The organism is Neobacillus sp. BF23-41, assembly GCF_041106275.1.
Map to the genome: position 1 here is coordinate 17,202 of NZ_JBGBPR010000037.1, position 19,239 is coordinate 36,440.

Below are 19,239 nucleotides of genomic sequence, written 5' to 3' on the forward strand. Positions count from 1 at the left end.
CTACTACAATTCTATATTAAACTAGTAACACCTAGTTTTGGAAATAGTCGTGTATGGGATATGGTTTTACTTTAATATTTCCAGGAGATTAACTTTGAAAGGGGAAGGGTATATGGAGCAGGGAAACAACCATTTACAAAAAGCGCTTAAACCAATTCATCTCTGGGGTATTGCTGTAGGGATGGTCATATCCGGCCAATATTTTGGCTGGAACTATGGTTTTGAATCAGGCGGCACCATTGGCCTCGGCATTGCCGCACTGATTATTATTGTCTTTTATACGACCTTTATTTTTAGTTATTCAGAGCTTTCAACTTCCATCCCTCATGCCGGCGGACCGTCTGCCTACGCCCGAAAGGCAATGGGACCGTTTATGGGCTTTATAACCGGTTTAGCCTGTTTACTGGAATTCGTATTTGCCCCTCCAGCGATTGCGGTTTCTGTTGGAGCGTATATCAATTTCTTAATCCCAAGTATTAATGCCGTTTATGCAACGGTCGGAATGTTTATTTTATTTATTTTGGTCAACCTCATCGGCGTAAAAGGTGCCGCTATCATTGAGTTAGTGGCAACGGTATTGGCACTGATCGGTCTCGCGATTTATTATGTGGCCGGTTTACCTCATGTTCAATCATCCAATATATTTAATGATATGGCTTTTAGTCATGGCTGGTCCGGTGTTTTGGCAGCGATTCCATTTGCCATTTGGTTCTTCCTTGCGATTGAGGGGGGAGCGATGGCAGCAGAAGAGGTGCGCGACCCGAAGAAGGATATTCCCAAAGGCTTTATTTCCGGTATTTTAACGCTTGGTGTGGCAACGATTTTAACCTTAGTCGTAACGGCAGGACTTGGCGGCGGTACCGGTAAACCGGCGGATTATCCACTTCCACAGGCATTGGAAAGTATTTATGGAGAAGGCAGCTTTATTCCAAAATCAGTTGCCATTATCGGTTTATTTGGTTTAATTGCCAGCTTGCACGGTATTATTATTGGTTATTCCCGTCAAACGTTTGCTCTGGCTCGTGCAGGATACCTGCCTAAGTTTTTGTCTAATCTTTCGAAACGCGGGGTGCCGCATTGGGGCTTGATTGTTCCAGGAGCGATTGGAGTGATCGCAGCAGGATCAGCAAACTTTGCAAATGCGTTGATTATCCTATCCGTTTTTGGTGCGATTACGATGTACTGCTTAAGTATGGTTTCGTTGTTTGTGCTGCGTAAAAAGGAGCCGAATTTGGAAAGACCATTTAAGGTGAGCTACCCTGTTGTACCGGCGATTGCATTAGTATTGGGTGTTTTCTCTTTCTTCTGCGTGGTAAAATACAGCGTGTTAACGACAACTCTTCCTTTGTTTGGAGTGGAGCTGCCTTTGGCGGGTGTGATTCTGACGATTTTTGGTGTGGCGATTGTCTACTATTTCTTAGTAGGATCCAAGAAACTTCGTCCAATGTCGGAGGAGTTTGTTTCAATTGAGGATGTGACTTCTGGAGAAACAGGGACAGATGAGAAAATAGGATAACGTTCAATTGAAAAAGATGTTCCATTGGGGCGGGGCATCTTTTTTGTATTCGTTGAAATGATTGGATACAGACGGATCCTCAAATAATGCCCCTGTTCGTATAAGTTATCATGAACGAAACTAGCTCCTTACTCGTAACACCGTAGGTTAACTAGCAAAGTTATTTCGTGCAGGTGAATTAACCTCTGTTTACGTGCCAACAGAAGATGAGAACTGGATGTTTCATGATAGGAAGTATTTGTTAACAAGCATAAATAGATAAAAGCAGTTGGCATTGTCTGCCTTGACTGATATAATAGTAGGATATGAAGTGGAATACGATGTAATGTGGGGGAACCGGTGATGCCGGTTGAGATTTAGTCCGTGAGACGATGACCCTTGGAACCTGATCTGGTTGATACCGGCGGAGGGAACATATTCTTAAACAATTAATTGTTTGCTGATATGCACTCAGGTTTCTTTGCCTGGGTGCTTTATTTTGTTTAAGCAAGTTTTTGCCTTCTAACCAACACTGAGGTTTCAGCCTATTTATTTTGTTTCACTTTAGATATTATTTTTACATATGGAGGATTCAACATGAAGAAATGGCTAGTACTAGTCCTATCAGTCTTTCTAATGACTGGATGTAGCAGCAAAAAAGAAACAGAAAACGCAAAAGGAAAAAAACAACCGCTTAAAAAGGTCTCGATTGTACTGGATTGGACGCCAAATACCAATCATACTGGATTATATGTTGCAAAACAAAAAGGATTCTTTAAAAAAGAAGGCTTGGATGTGGATATTATCATGCCAGGTGAGACCGGTGCTGACCAACTAGTAGCTTCTGGCAAGTCGCAATTTGGTGTTGGCTACCAAGAAGCGATTACTCAGGCACGTATACAAGGGGTGCCGCTCGTATCGATCGCTGCAGTGATTCAGCACAATACATCAGGATTCGCTTCACCTGTTGGCAAAAAGATTCAATCTCCGAAGGATTTTGAAGGAAAAACATACGGTGGATGGGGCTCGCCAGTCGAAAAATCTGTCATCACTTCTTTAATGAAAAAGGAAAACGCCGATACTAATAAGGTGAAAATCGTGAACATGGGGGATACGGACTTTTTTACGGCTGTGAAACGAGACATCGATTTCGCTTGGATTTACTATGGATGGACTGGAGTAGAAGCAGACCTTCGTAATGAAAAAATTAATATGGTTTACTTAACAGATTACTCTGACAAACTGGACTACTATACACCTGTTTTAGAAACAAACGAAAAAATGATCGAAGAGAACCCTGAAACGGTTAAGGCGTTCGTAAATGCCGCTGCCAAGGGGTATGAATTTGCCATTAAAAACCCTGATCAAGCTGCAGATATCCTGATTAAAGCAGCACCGGATTTAGATCCAAAGCTTGTAAAGAAGAGTCAAGAATGGTTGTCTCCAAAATATCAGGATGATGCAAAGGAATGGGGAATTCAAAAGCAAGAGGTTTGGGAAAATTATGCCCAATGGATGTATGATAATAAGCTTCTTGACAAGAAATTAGATGCGAAAAAAGCATTTACAAATGAATTTTTACCAAAACACTAGGGGGTAGAAAAACATGGCGAATTCATTAATCAGCATTCAAATCATACCGAAAACAAAGGATGGAGAAGACGTCATTCCATACGTTGATGAAGCCATTAAAGTCATTGCTGAATCTGGTGTGAAATATGAGGTACACCCGTTAGAAACAACCATGGAAGGCGAACTGCACGAATTATTTACCGTGATTTCAAAAATGAATGAACGAATGATTGAAATGGGAAGCAAAAATGTCATTTCTCAAGTGAAAATCCTTTATCAGCCAACAGGCATTTCCATGGATGACTTAACGGAGAAATATCGATCATGAGGAAGAATCTTGTAAAAGGGTGGAGACCGATTTTGGTTCTCCTCCTTTTGTTTGTCATTTGGGAGATTGTCGTTAAAATAGCAGAAGTGCCGGAATGGCTTCTTCCGCCGCCATCAAAGATTTTCACAGAGGCCATTGCCGGTTGGCGTGATTTTTATCCAGATGTGTTTTCAACGGTTAAAATTTCATTATTTGGATTTGTAGTTGGAGCATTCATTGGACTGGCAGTCGCCATTTTATTCCATCTGGTACCTGTTTTAAGGGATTCTTTTTATCCATTGTTGATTTTATCGCAAAATGTTCCCATTATCGTTCTGGCTCCACTGTTGGTGATTTGGTTTGGGTTTGGCTTATTGCCCAAAATGATTGTCATCACCCTTGTTTGTTTCTTTCCCATTACAGTGGCCGCCTTAGATGGATTTAGCCAAACCCCTTCAGAGTTGAAGCATTATATGAGGATGGCAGGTGCATCCAAAACACAGCTTTTTTGGAAATTGGAGCTGCCGTTTTCGTTGCCCTCGATTTTTTCAGGCTTTAAGGTTTCTGCCACGTATAGTGTAATGGGTGCCGTTATTTCTGAATGGCTTGGTGCTAAGCAGGGGATTGGTGTCTTTATGACATTCGCATCGTCGTCTTTTCGAACGGACCGGGTGTTCGTTGCCATTTTTACCATCATGTTCTTAAGCCTCTTATTTTTCTTTTTAATCGTTTTTATGGAACGAAGAGTGGTTCGCTGGCAGCCGAAAGGGGATGAGAAAAAATGAGCTATCTTCGTTTTCAAAACGTTTCGAAACGTTTCGGGCAAAATGAAGTACTGAATGACCTTGATTTTTCCATTAATAAAGATGAATTTGTTTCTATTATTGGCCCTTCAGGTAGTGGGAAAAGCACCATTTTCAATTTAATAGGAGGAATTCTTTCACCAGATGAAGGGGAGATCCTATTAGACAACCAGTGCGTTAATGGAAAGCGTGGTTTTATTAGCTATATGCCTCAAACTTCTTCTCTTTTCCCGTGGAGGACGATACTTGAAAATGTCCTTCTTGGCCAAGAGCTTCAGGGAAAAAAAGAGGTAAAAGCAGCACGAGAAATGCTGGCGATTGCAGGACTCTCTGATTATGAAAACGCCTATCCTCACATGCTATCTGGAGGAATGAAGCAGCGGGCTGCTTTTATCCGTGCCTTATTGAGCCCGCAAGAGGTGATCTGTCTTGATGAGCCTTTTTCAGCATTAGATGAGCTAACCCGGTTTGAAATGCAGAAATGGTTATTGGAAATGTGGGAATCACATCGAAGGACTATTCTTTTTATTACTCATCATATTGAGGAAGCACTGTTTCTATCCGATCGAGTGATGATGCTGTCTGGTAAGCAAGCAAAGGTCGTTTCAAACATAGAGGTTCCATTTGAAAGGCCGCGGCACGAAGGTATTCTACTAGATGAAAGCTTTATTCAACGGAAAAGGGATGTATATTACCAATTAGTAGGTGAAATCAAATGAACATGATCGACGCTCATATACATTTGGATCGCTATCAGGATGAGGAAATCAAAAGGATTGTATTGGATTCTGCCTATATCGAAGCCTTGATTTCTGTATCCTTTCATTTAGATTCCAGTAAAAGAAACCTTTTGCTTTCACAAAAATATCAAAAGGTAAAACCTGCATTTGGCTACCATCCAGAACAAGCATTGCCTTCTGAAAACGAGCTAAAGGGGCTGCTAAATTGGATGGACGACCACCGTGACGAGATGATTGCTGTAGGAGAGGTGGGGTTGCCATACTACTTAAGGCAAGAGCAGGGGATTTCGATTGCTCCTTATCTTGAAGTATTAGAAGTGTTTATAAGTAAGGCGAAAATATGGGACAAACCGATTGTTCTTCATGCTGTTTACGATGATGCGCCTCTCGTTTGTGACCTTCTCGAAAAAAATTCTGTTTCCAAAGCGCATTTTCATTGGTTTAAAGGGGATCAGAAAACAATAGACCGAATGATAAGAAACGGCTACCATATTTCTATTACCCCGGATGTAGTGTATGAACGAGAAATCCAGCAGCTTGTAAGTGTCTATCCTCTCGAGCTCATGATGGTTGAAACAGATGGTCCTTGGCCATTTGAAGGTCCATATGCAGGGAAAATGACCCATCCGAATATGATGGAGGAATCCATAAGGAAAATCGCCCTCCTTAAGAAGCTTTCCGCTGCGGAAGTTTCAGATGTCTTACATCAAAACACAAAAGGGTTTTATCAATTAACATCTTGAGGCTGCCGATCAAACATTGGCAGCCTTCTTTATTTTAAAGTTTTTTTCACCTAATTTCAGAACTCTCTGGAATAGTGTAAAAACAACTTAAAATAATACATTCTATTTTTCTTATATAATATATCGCGGATTGAAGGAACACTTTTGTCATTACGATACACAGTGAAACGTGCTTGTGGATTATCTTCCCTCATTTCTTCTTTATTTCGAAAGGATTTTTTGTTTGAATTGGATGGTAGCTTTAGCTATTGAGTGGGCTCCTTTTGACGTAATGGTAAATGCTGCTGCACCAACTTTTATTGAAACTGAATTGACTCAGAGTTGTAAGTGGCTATTAATTATTCTGTTATTCAACAATGGGTGCATTACTTCAACAAAGAGGTAATGCTTTTTTCCAAAGGGCTGGTACACGCCTCCCGTACATGTTCAATTTCAATTTCTGTTGTTTCTTTTTTAAAGGAATTATTGACTTGATTCTCGGAATTGAAACGGGAGAGACTATTCAACTATCGAGGCAGGTTTGTTTAAAAAATAATTGTAAAAAAAAGTTAAATCTATAATATAATATTATTAATTCTTTTGTGTAGAGTGGAGGTGTTATAGTGATTTGGGTATATATACTGATGCCTGTCGTTATATTGGGTGGAATGGCTGTTTATTTTGATAAAAAATCTGGGGCGACTTCGCCAGATGAAGGTAGTATTTTCATATATTTACGAAAATCGTTACTTCTTTAGTGTGATCTTAGGTGAGCATAAAATTGCCGGTTTTCGACACCGCCTATTTGAAATATACCGGAAGTACATAACTCAGCATATTGTGAAGCCATTACCGTCCGTTGAAATCTGTTGAAGAAAATGGAATTTTCCACGGTCTTCAAATGGTAGGGCTGTTATAATTCAATACTGATTAATTAAAATAAACCGAAAATATATAAGTTTCTTTTCGAAACTTTATATTTTCGGTTTATTTTTATATGCAAAAATACTGCTAAACATTTTTTAATTTTGGTCTAACCCTGTGATGCAAATATTAATTAAGGATCCTTATGATAAAATAGATTTTTTTTATGGTTTTGTTTAAATTGTTTTGGTGTTTCACCGGTCATTTTTTTAAAAAGCAACGTAAAGTAATTCGTGTTATCGTAACCCATAATTCTCGCAATTTCCCCGATTTTTAACTCGGTCGATACCAAAAGGTTCTTAGCTTCTCCGATTCGTCGATTAATCAAGTAATTAATAGGTGTGATTTTCATTTGTTCTTTGAATACATGGGAAAGGTAATACTTGTTTATATATAATGCAGCAGCAATGTCCTCAAGTTTTATGTTTTTCTTATAATTTTTATCAATAAATTCTTTTATACGATGGGCGAGTGTATTGGATTCTTTTGTTTCATTCCTCAAATTTTGCAATTTAATCGCCCGGTGCATTAATGCGATTGAGGATGTGAGTAAACCTTGACATATTATTTCAAAACCAGCTGCTTTAAGAGAGGATTCTTCAAATATATGTGAAAAGTATAGTCCAATTAAATCAGAATATTTATTTTTTTGGATAATCGGTTCGAGATCAAAAGGTATGATACAAAGGTCCTTCAATTGATCAATAGCTAAATTAGAGATCCCGCAAAAGTAGGTAACGAGAGGGTTGGATGGATTCGAATATTCTTCATGGATGACCCCCGTATTGTAGATGAGAATATCCCCTTTTTTTGCCGTATAACTTTTATTATCAATAATAAAAGTTCCTTCTCCTTCACATATATAAATAATTTCACATAAATCATCATGCTTGTGGCTTGGAAAATTCCAATTGGGATTACCTCCGACCTGCCCTGCGTATGCAAGTACTGGGGGTTTCTTGAATTTTAAAGGTGTATCCAAATATTCCATTTCAAAATCTTTGTTGTTTGAGCTCTCCATAATCATCCCCCTTACTTATAAGTTTTTCCAAGATAATGTACTTGATAGCAAGATATTATAGTTTTTTCTTTGTTGATAACAATATAGTGAAGATTTTTGGATTTTTAATTTTGTGGAATTGTTTTGCCTTTTTTTATTTTATATCAATATATTCATTTGCAAAATAGTTATTTTTATGTAATTTATTCTATTCAATCCTTCTATTTTTGAAGGTTGCTTTTTAATTAATCAAATTAGTTAAACTTCAAGAGTTTAATAAACAACATTCAATAGCAAGATATTATAGTTTTTTTGCTAATTCAGCACGATAGTTAATTGTTTAAACACTATGGCGATAGTAATATTCTAAATAGTCAGATTACCGAAACAAACGTAATACTGATAAAAAAATTAGATAAAGGGGGAAATGTTTTAGGTGGAAAACAAGAATGTGTTCGCTCTTGAAATGAAAGGAATTTCTAAGTCATTCCCAGGTGTGAAAGCTCTTGATGATGTTTCTCTTTCCGTGAAAAAGGGGACAGTCCATGCATTAATGGGCGAAAATGGGGCAGGAAAATCTACCCTGATGAAAATCCTTGCTGGAATTTATAAACCGGATAAGGGTGAGCTATTTCTAAAAGGGAACAAAGTGGGGTTTACCAATCCCCGTGATGCTTTACATTATGGAATCAGTATGATTCATCAGGAGTTAAGTTTTATTTCCGAACTAACCGTTGCGGATAATATCTTTCTTGGCAGAGAACCATGCTTGGGCAAGTCCAAGGTAATTAACAAGAAGGAACAGACAGTAAGAGCTCTTAAACTTTTTAACCAATATAAGATTGATTTGGATCCAGATAAAAGAATGTCTGCTCTATCCGTCTCAGATAGACAAATGGTCGAAATTGTGAAAGCGGTTTCGAATAATGCGGATATAATCGTTATGGATGAACCAACTTCAGCAATTACAGAAAGAGAAGTTGAAAAACTGTTTGAAATTATTAAAATGCTAACATCTCAAGGAAAATCTATTATTTATATTTCTCACAAAATGGATGAAATTTTTAAAATTGCTGATGATATTACCGTTTTAAGAGATGGATGTTTTATCGATAGTAAACCATCCGCAGAGCTAAATCACGATCAACTTATTTCCTTAATGGTGGGAAGAGAATTAAAGGATGTCTATCAATCAAAAACTGCCAAAAATGAAACCGTCTTCATGGAGGTGAAAAATCTTACCCGAAAAGGCAGTTTTGAAAATATCTCATTTACCGTCCACCAAGGAGAAGTGATTGGAATTGCAGGTCTCGTTGGTGCAGGACGAACGGAAGTGGTTGAAAGTATTTTTGGGGTATATCCTCCTCATAGTGGAGAAATTTATATCAATCAAAAAAAGGTGGTCCATAAGCACCCAAAACAGGCTATCAACAATGGAATAGCCTTAGTAACGGAGGATAGAAAACAAACAGGCTTAAATTTAACAGGATCGGTGAGAGATAATATAACTTTAGTTAATTTACGAAAATTTGCATTCTTTAACAATATCATTTCTCAAAAAAAGGAAAACCATGTGGTAGATGAACAAATCCAATCATTAAAAATAAAAACCCCCAACCGTAACATTGCGGTAAAGAATCTAAGCGGAGGTAATCAGCAAAAGATCGTTATCGCTAAATGGCTTATAAATAACCCTCATATTTTAATATTGGATGAACCGACTAGAGGAATCGACATAGGTGCTAAAGCTCAAATCTATAAAATTATTTCCGATTTTGCAAGTAGTGGAAGGTCTGTCATTGTTATTTCCTCAGAGATGCCTGAACTGTTTGGAATCTGTGACCGTATCATTGTCATGAGTGAGGGGCAATTGTTTGGAGAGTTTACCCGGAAGGAGTTTGATCAAGAAAAAATCATGGCGTGCTGTGCAGGAATTATGAAAGGAGAAAAAATCAGATGAATGTTCAAAAAGAAGAAGCAGCAAAATTTAGTTTAATGGGCATGGTAAATTCGCAATCGGTAATAAAGTCAGGAAGTACGGGAAAGATTCTTGCTAAATACAGCATATATATTGCTTTTGCAATCCTGTTTATAATGTTATCGATCTCCTCAGAATCGTTTTTAACCGCCACCAATATGATCAATATATTGCGGCAAGTATCGATTATAGGTATCGTAGCGATCGGAATGTCCTACGTTATCATTACAGGAGGGATTGACCTTTCCGTCGGCTCCATTATGGCGCTTTCAGCCGTTGTTGCTGCAAGCTTTGCACAAGCTGACAGTCATTATTCTATTTTTATTCCTCTTATTATCGGAATAACAGTTGGATTGGCATGCGGTCTGATTAATGGTGTTTTAGTTGCGAAATGGAAGGTAGCACCCTTTATTGCAACGTTAGGAATGATGACTGCTGCCAGGGGACTTGCTATGGTCTATTCGGATGGACGACCTGTTATAGGGCTTAGTAACACTTATAACAATATTGGAAGCGGATATATTCTGGGTCTTCCAATTCCCGTGATCGCTTTTGTTGTTATTGTTATCATTGGTGTTTTCCTTCTCAATTTTACTGTATTCGGAAGGCATGTATTTGCGACTGGTGGAAACGAACAATCTGCTAAACTATCAGGGATTCACGTGACCTCTGTCAAAATTAGAGTGTACGCGATTGCAGGACTGTTAGCGGGAATCGGGGGGATGATTCTCTCATCTCGAATCATGTCAGGATCCCCTGTGTTAGGACAGGGATATGAACTTGATGCCATTGCAGCAGTCGTTATTGGAGGAACCAGCTTATTTGGCGGAGTAGGAAGCATTATTGGAACCCTCGTTGGGGTACTGATTATTGGTGTAATGAATAATGGCCTTGACTTACTGAATGTCTCCTCCTATTACCAGCAAATTTTAAAGGGAGCGATCATCGTTATAGCCGTTCTTCTTGATAAAAAGAATCACCAGTAAAAAAATAATAAGACTATAGGAGTGAGTGTATGAAAAAGGTAAAAGTTATTGCTGCAGTTTTATTCATGATTCTTGGTATCTTAAGTGGTTGTTCTGGCAAAGCGGAAGAAAAAACAAATGGTACAGAGAAAGGGAAAATAAAGATTGGTGTTTTATACCAAAATTTACAAAATGAATATATTGTTGGTTTACAAGATTCAATTAGAAAACATGCTAAATCTTCAGGAATTGAATTAATAGAATCAGATGGAGAAGGTAAGGCTGAAAATCAAATCAGCCAAGTAGAAAACCTTATTAATCAGCAAGTGGATGCCATCATATTAAACCCGGCCGACAAGGATGGCAGTGCCGCAGTGGTTGAACAGGCTGTAGCAGCAAATATTCCTATTATTACGGTACTTGCAGTGGTATCTAATGAAGAAAAGGCAACAGCGCATGTTGGATCTGACGATGTAGAAGCTGGAATTATAGAAATGAATCATATTGCCGAATTATTAGGTGGCAAAGGTACAATCGCCATTATCCATGGTCCTAACGGAAATTCAGCTGAAGTCAACCGTACGGAAGGAAATATGGAAGTTTTAAAAGATTATCCTGATATAAAAGTTGCTGCTGAGCAAACGGCGAATTGGTCTCGTGAAGAAGCACTTGCATTAACAGAAAACTGGTTACAATCCCAAAAGCTGGATGCGATTGTCGCGCAAAATGATGAAATGGCATTAGGGTCAGTAAAAGCATTAAGTGCAGCTGGGAAATTAAACGAAACCAAAGTCATCGGAATCGATGCCATTCCGGATGCTTTGAATTCGATTCAGTCAGGAGAGCTATCAGCAACTGTATTCCAGGATGTCGATGCACAAGGGAAAATGGCAGTTAATGTAGCATTTAAGGCGGCAAAGGGAGAGAAAGTAGAAAATGATAACATGATTCCTTTCCAATTGGTTACAAAAGAAAATCTCGACCAATTTAAAGGTAAATAACCATTTGAATGCATAGAAGAAGGAGGAATTTACAATGAAGGCAGAAAAAAGACTAAATAATATCCTTGAAATCGTTACCCCATTAAATGAACGTTTGAATAATGAACCGTTGAGAGTATTGAGTGAAGAAGATTGGAAGTTTTGGAAAGAAAATGGTTATGTTGTTATTCGTAATGCCGTTCCAAAGGATCATATCGATCGACTTGTAAAATTGATCTGGGAGTTTGAAGAAAAAGACCCTAATGATTCATCCACCTGGTACACTAAGCCAGGTCGAGAAATGGTCATGAAAGAACTAATGAACACTGGAATGGTGGAGTTATATAACCATCAGTATTTATGGGATAACCGTATGTACGAAAAAATTTACAATGCATTTGTTGATATTTGGGGAACTGAAAAATTATGGGTAAGTATTGATCGATGTAATCTAAATCTTCCAATCAAACCAGGTCATGAATATAAAGGATTTATTCATTGGGATGTAGATACTTCTTTAGATCCGATTCCTATGAATGTCCAAGGTGTTTTATCCTTAGTTAATACGGATGTAGATATGGGTGGATTCCAGTGTATTCCGGAACTTTACAGAACTTTTGATGAATGGGTGAAAACTCAACCTACTGATCGAGACCCGCATAAACCGGATACAACGGGCTTTACACCAACAAAGGTTGTAACTAAGGCAGGGGATCTATTAATTTTCAATAGTATGCAGCCTCACGGAATACGTCCAAATTATTCTGAAAAAGCACGATTGGCACAATATATCTCCATGTTTCCAGCACAAGAAAATAATAAGGAATTAAGAGAGGCGAGAATCAAATCTTGGCAAGAGAGAATTAAGCCTGAGGGATATGCATTCCCAGGAGACCCGCGTAATTGGGAACAGGTTAAGTATGATAGAGCTGTACTTACCGAATTAGGTGAGAGACTATTAGGTTTAAAAGGTTGGTAATTCAAAATCTATCTTTATATTTTCAGAAGAGCCGCTTGGCATAGAAAAATTTCCGTGGCTCTTCAAAATTGAGGAGGCTAATTATGGTGGATGTATGTATTTATTGTGAGAGTGAATTAGCCAAAATGGAAAGAAATAGATCAATATGTTGGGATTGCAGTAATAAAATTACCGAAACTTATGATGAGGAGAATGAAAGTAATTAAATATAGAAGTATTTAATTTGGAGATAAAGATTTATGATCCGATTTTTTAAGGTCCCAATAGGATAACCCTATAGGGACTTTTTTACTTTCTAAAGAAAGCTTTAATGTCAGTGATTTAAAGAAGCAAGATTTTAAAGTTTTATTATGATTACAACAATATATTAAAGTATGATGTTTATATTAAAAATTCACATTAAAATGGTATTTTTTATGAAATTAGTTTTATTTCCTTTTGTTTTTACTGAACTCTATAGATGAATTAAATTTATAAACCATTTCAGTTTTTACATGAATAATATTAAATAGCAATATATTATACTTTTTTGATTAACTAAACACGATAGTTAATAGTATTAACAATATGACAATAGTATATTTTAAATGTCAGATAATTAAAAAACAAAAACATCTAACCCCGCTAGGAGGATTTGAAAAATGGCTAAAACAAAAGTAAATAATATTCTTGAGATTGATATTCCTTTGAATGAACGTCCTAACAATGAACCATTAAGAGTGTTAACGGAAGAGGAATTTAAATTTTGGAAAGAAAACGGATACGTTGTCGTGCGTAATGTTGTTCCTAAAGAATATATTGATCGAACAGTGAATCTCATTTGGGAGTTTGAAGAAAAAGACCCTAATGATTCTTCTACTTGGTACAGAGCACCATTTCGTGAGCATCTAATGCCAGAACTTCGTGGAGCCGGAATGGTAGAGTTATATAATCATCAATACTTCTGGGACAATCGTTCTTATCAAAAAGTATACGATGCGTTTGTAGATATTTGGGGAACAGAGAAATTATGGACTAGTATTGACCGATGTAACTTAAGCTTCCCTAATAAACCAGGAACTTTTGAATTTGAAGGGTTCATCCACTGGGATGGCAATACTTCATTAGATCCGCTTCCAGTTAATGTTCAGGGGATTCTTTTCTTAACAGATACGGATGTAGAAAATGGTGGATTGAATGTCATTCCTGAGTTATTTAGAGATTTTCCTGAGTGGGTAAAAACTCAACCTGAAGATAGAGATCCTTATCACCCAGATTATACAGGCTATACACTAACACCCGTAACTTTGAAAGCAGGAGACTTGTTAATTTTCCATGTCATGCAGCCACATGGATTACGTAAAAACGTATCAAATACACCAAATATTCATCAATACATTTCTATGTTCCCGGCACAGGAACACAATGAAGGATTAAAACAATGGAGAATTGCACAATGGAGAGATCGAGAGATTCCGGAAGGAATTGCATTCCTAGGAGATCCTCGAAATTGGGAGAAAGAAAAATACCAACGAGCTGAACTAACTGAATTAGGTGAGAAATTATTGGGACTTAAAAAATGGTAAAGTAGAATTCAAAATATATAAGCTAGAATATACCGATTCTGTCGAATCATAACAGAATCGGTATAAAAATATATTTTTGTTAGAAACAGCAATGCTAGATTTTTCTTTGGTGGGAAAGGTTTTTTAAAAACAAAAAAGAAAACGCTTTAACTGCGGGGAGTAAATCTAGAGGGAGAAAAAATAGAGACAAGTGGAGGTAATGAAAATGCTAATAAAAATGACGGAATTTTTAAAGAATTTACCAAGTAAAACTTGTACAAATTGTGGTAAGAAAATAGAAGAACAATATGAATCTTATGTCAACACGTGTGATAATTGTTCAAAATCGTTTACTTTTGAGATGGTGTCAAAAAAGGAAGATTCGGCATTTTCAGTTAAGTGTCTTAATTCAAAAAGAATGAAATGCACAATGAGTTGTTTTCACAAGCAGGAAAGAAAAGCTAAGACTCTACATCCTGCCACATGAAAAATGTATACAGAGTCCATTGATCGATTTACTGCTGTACACAGTTCAGATAAGTCTTTAGTGTTAAAACCCTGGTAATTTTATTAATAGGAGTGAAAAATTTGCAACGTAATTCATATATAATTCCACGTCTTTCAGCAATGATGTTTTTTCAAAATTTTACCCTAGGTACATGGTTTGCAACTTTGGGTTATATTCTTAGTAAGCATGGACTTTCTTCGATAATTGGTACTGCTTATTCGATTGGTGGTATTGCTGCTATTATTTCTCCTATTTTTATAGGTATGATTTCGGACCGATTCTTTCCATCTCAAAAAATGTTAGGGATTGTTAATATTGTTGGAGGTATCTTGTTATGGTTTATTCCGGCACAAATCTATTCAAATAATGGAACCGCTTTTTTATGGCTAATGTTTCTTTATATGTTATGTTATAATCCAACTTATTCCTTAACGAATAATATTAGTTTTCATAATGTTCAAAACACTGTTAAAGTCTTTCCATTTATCCGTGTATGCGGAACTGTTGGGTTTATCGTTGCGAGCGCTTTAATTGGCAGCCTTGGTTTTTCAGGCAGCCCAGTTGCTCTACAAATCGGTGCTGTTATGTCAATGCTACTTGGATTATACAGTTTTACCCTGCCAAACACTCCCGCACCTGGTAAAGGGAAACCATTATCACTAAGAGACATTTTTTGTCTTGATGCACTGCAATTGTTAAAGAATCGTTACTATTTAGTATTTATTATATGTACAACAGTGCTTTTTCTAGATCATGCAACCTATATGTCTTTTACCTCAGTATTTCTTGGTGACGCTGGAGTGAAAGATGTATCATCCGTTATGTCAATTGGTCAAATCTCTGAAGTCATATTTATGTTGTTAATTCCTTTTTTTTATCGCAAATTAGGATTCAAATGGATGTTTTTAGTCGGCATGATCGCATGGGTATTACGGATGTCGTTATTTACGTTCGGTGCACCTGAAGGAATCCTACCATTAATGTATATTGGTATTGCCTTACACGGATTATGTTGGGACTTTTTCTTTGTTTCAGGATACCTTTACACTGATGAAGTGGCAGATGAAAAAATAAAGGGTCAAGCTCAAGGATTAATTATCATGTTTACTCAGGGTATTGGGATGTTTGTAGGATCCTATTTTGCGGGAAATCTCTTTAATCAAACAGTCACGAAAACCGGAACCGCTTCGCTAACTCAATGGCAAGCTTTCTGGAATTATCCGGCTGTAGTTGCGGCAATCGTCGCAGTGGTATTCTTCTTCCTTTTTAAACATAAAAGACGATCTTCCGCAAATGGTGAGCTAAATAATGAACCAGAGCGTTTAGGGGCTTGATATAATATAAATTTAAATGTTTTGAAAGAGGTATTCAAGCATCCCTCTTTTTTCATTAAAAGGAGTCATTCATAGCATATTACAAATAACTGGTCACATCTTTTGTCATCTAAAGTTTGTACAGATTATTAATGAAAATGAATGGGAAGAAGTATTCCATAAAGTGAAAAATTTGAAGCAGCTAAAAAGCCCATCTCAGAAGAGTTGGGCCGCCTCAGTTCTCAAAACGTTAATTATCAACGTTTGGAAGGCTCTCAACCATTTTGGTTGAGGGTCTTTTTTATGTCTGAAAAACGATTTTGACCACATTTTGACCACGGAAGAAATATCTGACCACATATGACCACAATCAAAGCTCAATATACCGCTGAAACTTCTTAGAAATCATATTAGTATTGCTCCTTTATTTACTTACCATTATTCATTAATTTTAGACTAACATCTTTATTTTTTCTTTTTTTGACTTCATCCATTTTTAAGTAAAAGCTTTGTTCTAAATCGATTTCAAAGTAATTTGCTATTTTAAAAATGTAGGCAAAGCAATCAGCAAACTCCTTACCTAGATCTTCTTTAATTTCTTCTTTAGCTAGATTAAACGCCTGTTTTTCATTAATCCCTTGCATTATATTGCTGTTAGCGATATTAAATGCTTTTCTAAGTTCTTCAGCAACTTCAGCAACCTCAGTTGTTAAAAGCATATAGTTGTTTAAAAGTGAAGCTCGAGTTCTCTCGTAATTATCATTATTAATTTCCCAGTTCATATCTTGATGGTACTTTTTTGAAAAATTTTGCATTTCTTTCATTTATTACACCTCATTATTTTTTTACTTTTAGTAAAAGTTAGATAATGTCATTGCGTTTATTATATAGTATAAAAGTTAACTTACGCATTAAAATTAAACAGTTTAAACATATTCGAAGCTATAGAATAAACATAATAGGTTTTGCCGCATATCCATGTATAACTCCAAATGTTTTACTTAATAGATCTGATACTTCTTAGAGTGGAGGTAATTAGAATGAAAGTATTATCAATGATCCAGCCATGGGCTAGCCTTTTTGTACTGGGAGAAGCTAAATATGAAACTCGGTCATGGAAAACCAATTATCGTGGCTCGATTGCGATTCATACAAGCAAAAAAGTGGATAAGGCTGTATGTAGTCATGAAGGTATTCGAGTTTTACTCGATAAGCACGGATTTTCAATAGAGAATCTTCCAACTGGTGTAATAATAGCAGTTTGTAAACTTGAAAATTGTTTGAAGATAATTGAAGACAATCAAACTTATGCAATTTTGGAGGATGGACAATCAGTATCAGGTAATGACTATTATTTAGGAGATTTTAGTGTGGGAGGCTATGCTTGGAAAGTTCAAGACATGCAAATACTTAAGAAGTTTATACCAGCAAAAGGTAAACTTGGATTGTGGGACCATGACTTACTTAAGTGAATTCTATCTATAGATTGGGAAAAAATGGCATCCATATTTAGGATTTAGATGCCACTAATTTTTGTGACCACATTTTGGTCACAAAACATATATAACTGTATATTAGTTCATTTTATTTTTTATTAATAAAAGCGGATTAAACCTTAATATAACAATGATTGTTTAATATCGTGTTTCTTCATATTAAATGCACACATGAAAGAGCGTAAAAAATACGGTTTTGTTAAAAAACGCCCATCCATCAGGGATAATAATGGTTGTTGGTGGAAGACTGCTGGTCACAGTTCCAACATCCTCCACCATAACTGTTTTTATCTCAATAATCGTTTTAAGGCGAGCATGAAAGAGTGAAAAGAAATCTCTTTTTTTATTTGTCCGCAACTTTGTCCGCAATATATTTCCACTAGAATGGTTTTTATTTAACCAAAACCGAGTAAAGTGTTGATACAAAGCGAGTTTTTTGTTTTTATTTTTTTTTGTTTTAATTAAAATTGAATGGGCGGCATGATGTAATAATTCCTAGTCTCCAATAGGATCCTTCTCCCTTTGTCACAAATGGAAGAAGAAGAGGTTTGTATAAACCTCCTCAATTAATTTAATCTTACTAATAAAACAAGAAAGACTGGTCACACCCTTTGGTCACAACTTGGTCACAGTTTAGATGTTTTTATATTTAATTAGATAAAATTAAATGGATAAACGCCTTCGCAAAAAAAGGGTAAAAAATAACCAAAAATGCAAAAAACGCCTTCAAAAATCAAATTTTAAGGCGTTTTTTGACGTTTATGCTCAAAAAATGCCCTCAAATTTGAAAATTGGCGATTCGCTTTACCCCGCCAATCTCGATATCGTAGAAGTGCAGAGGATGCGGGCCCTCACCTAAATCCTGCGTAAAAGACAAGGTGATGAAAAGGTGTCATAAAGTATTCACATTTTAATGAAAAACATATGACCATTTTCTTCATTTATTGCTATATCAAGTATGAAGGAATTTATTAGGAGAAAGGTAGTGGTTGAAGATGGCAAAGTTTAGAATGGTACGTACTGATTTTTGGAAGAATCCGCTTGTTTCAGAGGAGATGACTCCAGAGGACAAATTCTTCTGTCTTTATCTTCTTACGAATCCACAAACGACTCAAATTGGAATCTATAAGATTACCAAAAAACAAATGGCTTTTGATTTGGGTTATTCGATTGAAAGTGTTCACTCGTTAATGGAACGATTTATCGTGCATCACAAGCTGATTCGTTACTATCCTGAAACGAGAGAACTGGCGATCAAGAACTGGGGGAAATATAACCTGGATAAAGGCGGGAAACCGTTCATAGATTGTATTTTTTCCGAGTTAAAGGATGTGGAGGATCTCTCACTGATTCAATATGTTTCGAAGGCGATTCAAAAACAGGAAATTCGCAGTCTATTTGAATCATTTTGTGAACAAGAAGAGCTGGTTTTCGGCAAGGAAGTGAGCGGCCAAGATGAAAATGATACATACCTAGAAACTGAATGTGGAGAGCTTGACGATACGTTGACGCATCGTGATACGAGAAGGGGGCAAAAAGAAGAAGAAAATAAAAAAGAAAATAAAAAAGAAAATAAAAAAGAAAAACAACAACAAGAAGCTTTTAATCCAAATATAGAGAAAAATCCAGACACAGAAAATAATCAAAAAGAAGTAGATGTAAAAGAAATTATTGAGTTTTGGGACAACAATGGATTTGGTTTTTCGAACGTGAATGCCAAACAACAGTTAGTTTCTTGGTTAGATGATTCTTGCTTTTTACAGCCGAAAGAGGTGATTTTAAAAGCGATGAATATTGCCTGTGCCAATAACAAGAGAAGGCTGAGTTATGTGGTTGGGATTCTGAAAAACTGGGTAAATGACTCCTTACTGACCGTAGAAGAAATTGATTCTTTTTATGATAGTCAAAATTCT

At 36.5% G+C, this 19,239-nt stretch carries 19 protein-coding genes and 1 riboswitch; of the genes, 16 read left to right on the top strand and 3 right to left on the bottom strand.

Annotated features, from left to right (window positions below; genetic code table 11):
* Nucleotides 1–112: 112 nt before the first annotated feature.
* The 7 genes from eat (at nucleotide 113) to AB7942_RS27725 (ending at nucleotide 6,397) form a co-directional block, all read left to right on the top strand.
* Complete coding sequence (gene eat, locus AB7942_RS27695) at nucleotides 113–1,516, top strand: ethanolamine permease (RefSeq protein ID WP_369449346.1); 1,404 nt, start codon at nucleotides 113–115, stop codon at nucleotides 1,514–1,516.
* 319 nt (nucleotides 1,517–1,835) lie between these two features.
* Nucleotides 1,836–1,945: riboswitch (TPP riboswitch) on the top strand.
* 147 nt (nucleotides 1,946–2,092) lie between these two features.
* The gene (locus tag AB7942_RS27700) at nucleotides 2,093–3,088 is read left to right on the top strand and encodes an ABC transporter substrate-binding protein (RefSeq protein WP_369449347.1); all 996 of its coding nucleotides are present in this window, start codon (nucleotides 2,093–2,095) and stop codon (nucleotides 3,086–3,088) included.
* A gap of 13 nt (nucleotides 3,089–3,101) precedes the next feature.
* Nucleotides 3,102–3,395, top strand: a complete 294-nt coding sequence (locus AB7942_RS27705; protein ID WP_098933751.1) for a thiamine-binding protein — start codon at nucleotides 3,102–3,104, stop codon at nucleotides 3,393–3,395.
* Entirely contained in the window at nucleotides 3,392–4,159 is a 768-nt protein-coding gene (locus AB7942_RS27710; RefSeq protein ID WP_088087520.1) for an ABC transporter permease, read from the top strand. The genes AB7942_RS27705 and AB7942_RS27710 overlap by 4 nt, the downstream gene beginning before the upstream one ends.
* On the top strand, nucleotides 4,156–4,896 hold the full coding sequence (locus tag AB7942_RS27715; protein ID WP_088087521.1) for an ABC transporter ATP-binding protein: 741 nt from the start codon (nucleotides 4,156–4,158) through the stop codon (nucleotides 4,894–4,896). The genes AB7942_RS27710 and AB7942_RS27715 overlap by 4 nt, the downstream gene beginning before the upstream one ends.
* The gene (locus tag AB7942_RS27720; protein ID WP_369449348.1) at nucleotides 4,893–5,660 is read left to right on the top strand and encodes a TatD family hydrolase; all 768 of its coding nucleotides are present in this window, start codon (nucleotides 4,893–4,895) and stop codon (nucleotides 5,658–5,660) included. The genes AB7942_RS27715 and AB7942_RS27720 overlap by 4 nt, the downstream gene beginning before the upstream one ends.
* Before the next feature lie 602 nt (nucleotides 5,661–6,262).
* Nucleotides 6,263–6,397, top strand: coding sequence for a hypothetical protein (locus AB7942_RS27725; RefSeq protein ID WP_369449349.1), 135 nt, complete (start codon nucleotides 6,263–6,265; stop codon nucleotides 6,395–6,397).
* A gap of 299 nt (nucleotides 6,398–6,696) precedes the next feature.
* On the opposite strand, the gene AB7942_RS27730 is transcribed toward AB7942_RS27725, so the two are convergent.
* Nucleotides 6,697–7,584, bottom strand: a complete 888-nt coding sequence (locus tag AB7942_RS27730) for an AraC family transcriptional regulator (RefSeq protein WP_369449350.1) — start codon at nucleotides 7,582–7,584, stop codon at nucleotides 6,697–6,699.
* Nucleotides 7,585–7,999: 415 nt separating this feature from the next.
* Between AB7942_RS27730 and AB7942_RS27735 the strand changes: the two genes are divergently transcribed.
* The 7 genes from AB7942_RS27735 to AB7942_RS27765 all read left to right on the top strand — a co-directional run bounded on the left by AB7942_RS27735 (nucleotide 8,000) and on the right by AB7942_RS27765 (nucleotide 15,851).
* Nucleotides 8,000–9,523: a sugar ABC transporter ATP-binding protein gene (locus AB7942_RS27735; protein WP_369449351.1), complete on the top strand. Its 1,524-nt coding sequence runs from the start codon at nucleotides 8,000–8,002 to the stop codon at nucleotides 9,521–9,523.
* A complete protein-coding gene (locus AB7942_RS27740) occupies nucleotides 9,520–10,527 on the top strand; it encodes an ABC transporter permease (RefSeq protein ID WP_369449352.1) in 1,008 nt (335 codons plus the stop codon). The genes AB7942_RS27735 and AB7942_RS27740 overlap by 4 nt, the downstream gene beginning before the upstream one ends.
* Before the next feature lie 29 nt (nucleotides 10,528–10,556).
* Nucleotides 10,557–11,507, top strand: a complete 951-nt coding sequence (locus AB7942_RS27745) for a substrate-binding domain-containing protein (RefSeq protein WP_369449353.1) — start codon at nucleotides 10,557–10,559, stop codon at nucleotides 11,505–11,507.
* Between the two features lie 34 nt (nucleotides 11,508–11,541).
* Complete coding sequence (locus AB7942_RS27750) at nucleotides 11,542–12,465, top strand: phytanoyl-CoA dioxygenase family protein (RefSeq protein WP_369449354.1); 924 nt, start codon at nucleotides 11,542–11,544, stop codon at nucleotides 12,463–12,465.
* 641 nt (nucleotides 12,466–13,106) lie between these two features.
* Nucleotides 13,107–14,030, top strand: coding sequence for a phytanoyl-CoA dioxygenase family protein (locus AB7942_RS27755; protein WP_369449355.1), 924 nt, complete (start codon nucleotides 13,107–13,109; stop codon nucleotides 14,028–14,030).
* Between the two features lie 217 nt (nucleotides 14,031–14,247).
* On the top strand, nucleotides 14,248–14,496 hold the full coding sequence (yhfH, locus tag AB7942_RS30635) for a protein YhfH (RefSeq protein ID WP_483310936.1): 249 nt from the start codon (nucleotides 14,248–14,250) through the stop codon (nucleotides 14,494–14,496).
* Between the two features lie 101 nt (nucleotides 14,497–14,597).
* Entirely contained in the window at nucleotides 14,598–15,851 is a 1,254-nt protein-coding gene (locus tag AB7942_RS27765; protein ID WP_369449356.1) for an MFS transporter, read from the top strand.
* Between the two features lie 407 nt (nucleotides 15,852–16,258).
* Here the strand turns inward: AB7942_RS27765 and AB7942_RS27770 are convergent, their stop codons facing one another.
* Nucleotides 16,259–16,654 carry a hypothetical protein gene (locus AB7942_RS27770; protein ID WP_335398569.1) on the bottom strand — a complete coding sequence of 132 codons (396 nt, stop codon included), beginning with the start codon at nucleotides 16,652–16,654 and terminating at the stop codon, nucleotides 16,259–16,261.
* 216 nt (nucleotides 16,655–16,870) lie between these two features.
* Between AB7942_RS27770 and AB7942_RS27775 the strand changes: the two genes are divergently transcribed.
* The gene (locus AB7942_RS27775; protein WP_335398571.1) at nucleotides 16,871–17,302 is read left to right on the top strand and encodes an ASCH domain-containing protein; all 432 of its coding nucleotides are present in this window, start codon (nucleotides 16,871–16,873) and stop codon (nucleotides 17,300–17,302) included.
* A 183-nt stretch (nucleotides 17,303–17,485) separates the two neighbouring features.
* Here the strand turns inward: AB7942_RS27775 and AB7942_RS27780 are convergent, their stop codons facing one another.
* The gene (locus AB7942_RS27780; protein WP_369449357.1) at nucleotides 17,486–17,695 is read right to left on the bottom strand and encodes a hypothetical protein; all 210 of its coding nucleotides are present in this window, start codon (nucleotides 17,693–17,695) and stop codon (nucleotides 17,486–17,488) included.
* Between the two features lie 626 nt (nucleotides 17,696–18,321).
* Between AB7942_RS27780 and AB7942_RS27785 the strand changes: the two genes are divergently transcribed.
* Nucleotides 18,322–19,239 (top strand): DnaD domain protein (locus tag AB7942_RS27785; protein WP_369449358.1); only part of this gene is annotated, 918 nt, incomplete at its 3' end.

Bases quoted from the DNA above. Each gene is read 5' to 3' on its own strand.
- eat (WP_369449346.1), top strand. From the start codon at position 113: ATGGAGCAGGGAAACAACCATTTACAAAAAGCGCTTAAACCAATTCAT.
- AB7942_RS27700 (WP_369449347.1), top strand. From the start codon at position 2,093: ATGAAGAAATGGCTAGTACTAGTCCTATCAGTCTTTCTAATGACTGGA.
- AB7942_RS27705 (WP_098933751.1), top strand. From the start codon at position 3,102: ATGGCGAATTCATTAATCAGCATTCAAATCATACCGAAAACAAAGGAT.
- AB7942_RS27710 (WP_088087520.1), top strand. From the start codon at position 3,392: ATGAGGAAGAATCTTGTAAAAGGGTGGAGACCGATTTTGGTTCTCCTC.
- AB7942_RS27715 (WP_088087521.1), top strand. From the start codon at position 4,156: ATGAGCTATCTTCGTTTTCAAAACGTTTCGAAACGTTTCGGGCAAAAT.
- AB7942_RS27720 (WP_369449348.1), top strand. From the start codon at position 4,893: ATGAACATGATCGACGCTCATATACATTTGGATCGCTATCAGGATGAG.
- AB7942_RS27730 (WP_369449350.1), bottom strand. From the start codon at position 7,584: ATGGAGAGCTCAAACAACAAAGATTTTGAAATGGAATATTTGGATACA.
- AB7942_RS27740 (WP_369449352.1), top strand. From the start codon at position 9,520: ATGAATGTTCAAAAAGAAGAAGCAGCAAAATTTAGTTTAATGGGCATG.
- AB7942_RS27745 (WP_369449353.1), top strand. From the start codon at position 10,557: ATGAAAAAGGTAAAAGTTATTGCTGCAGTTTTATTCATGATTCTTGGT.
- AB7942_RS27750 (WP_369449354.1), top strand. From the start codon at position 11,542: ATGAAGGCAGAAAAAAGACTAAATAATATCCTTGAAATCGTTACCCCA.
- AB7942_RS27755 (WP_369449355.1), top strand. From the start codon at position 13,107: ATGGCTAAAACAAAAGTAAATAATATTCTTGAGATTGATATTCCTTTG.
- yhfH (WP_483310936.1), top strand. From the start codon at position 14,248: ATGACGGAATTTTTAAAGAATTTACCAAGTAAAACTTGTACAAATTGT.
- AB7942_RS27770 (WP_335398569.1), bottom strand. From the start codon at position 16,654: ATGAAAGAAATGCAAAATTTTTCAAAAAAGTACCATCAAGATATGAAC.
- AB7942_RS27775 (WP_335398571.1), top strand. From the start codon at position 16,871: ATGAAAGTATTATCAATGATCCAGCCATGGGCTAGCCTTTTTGTACTG.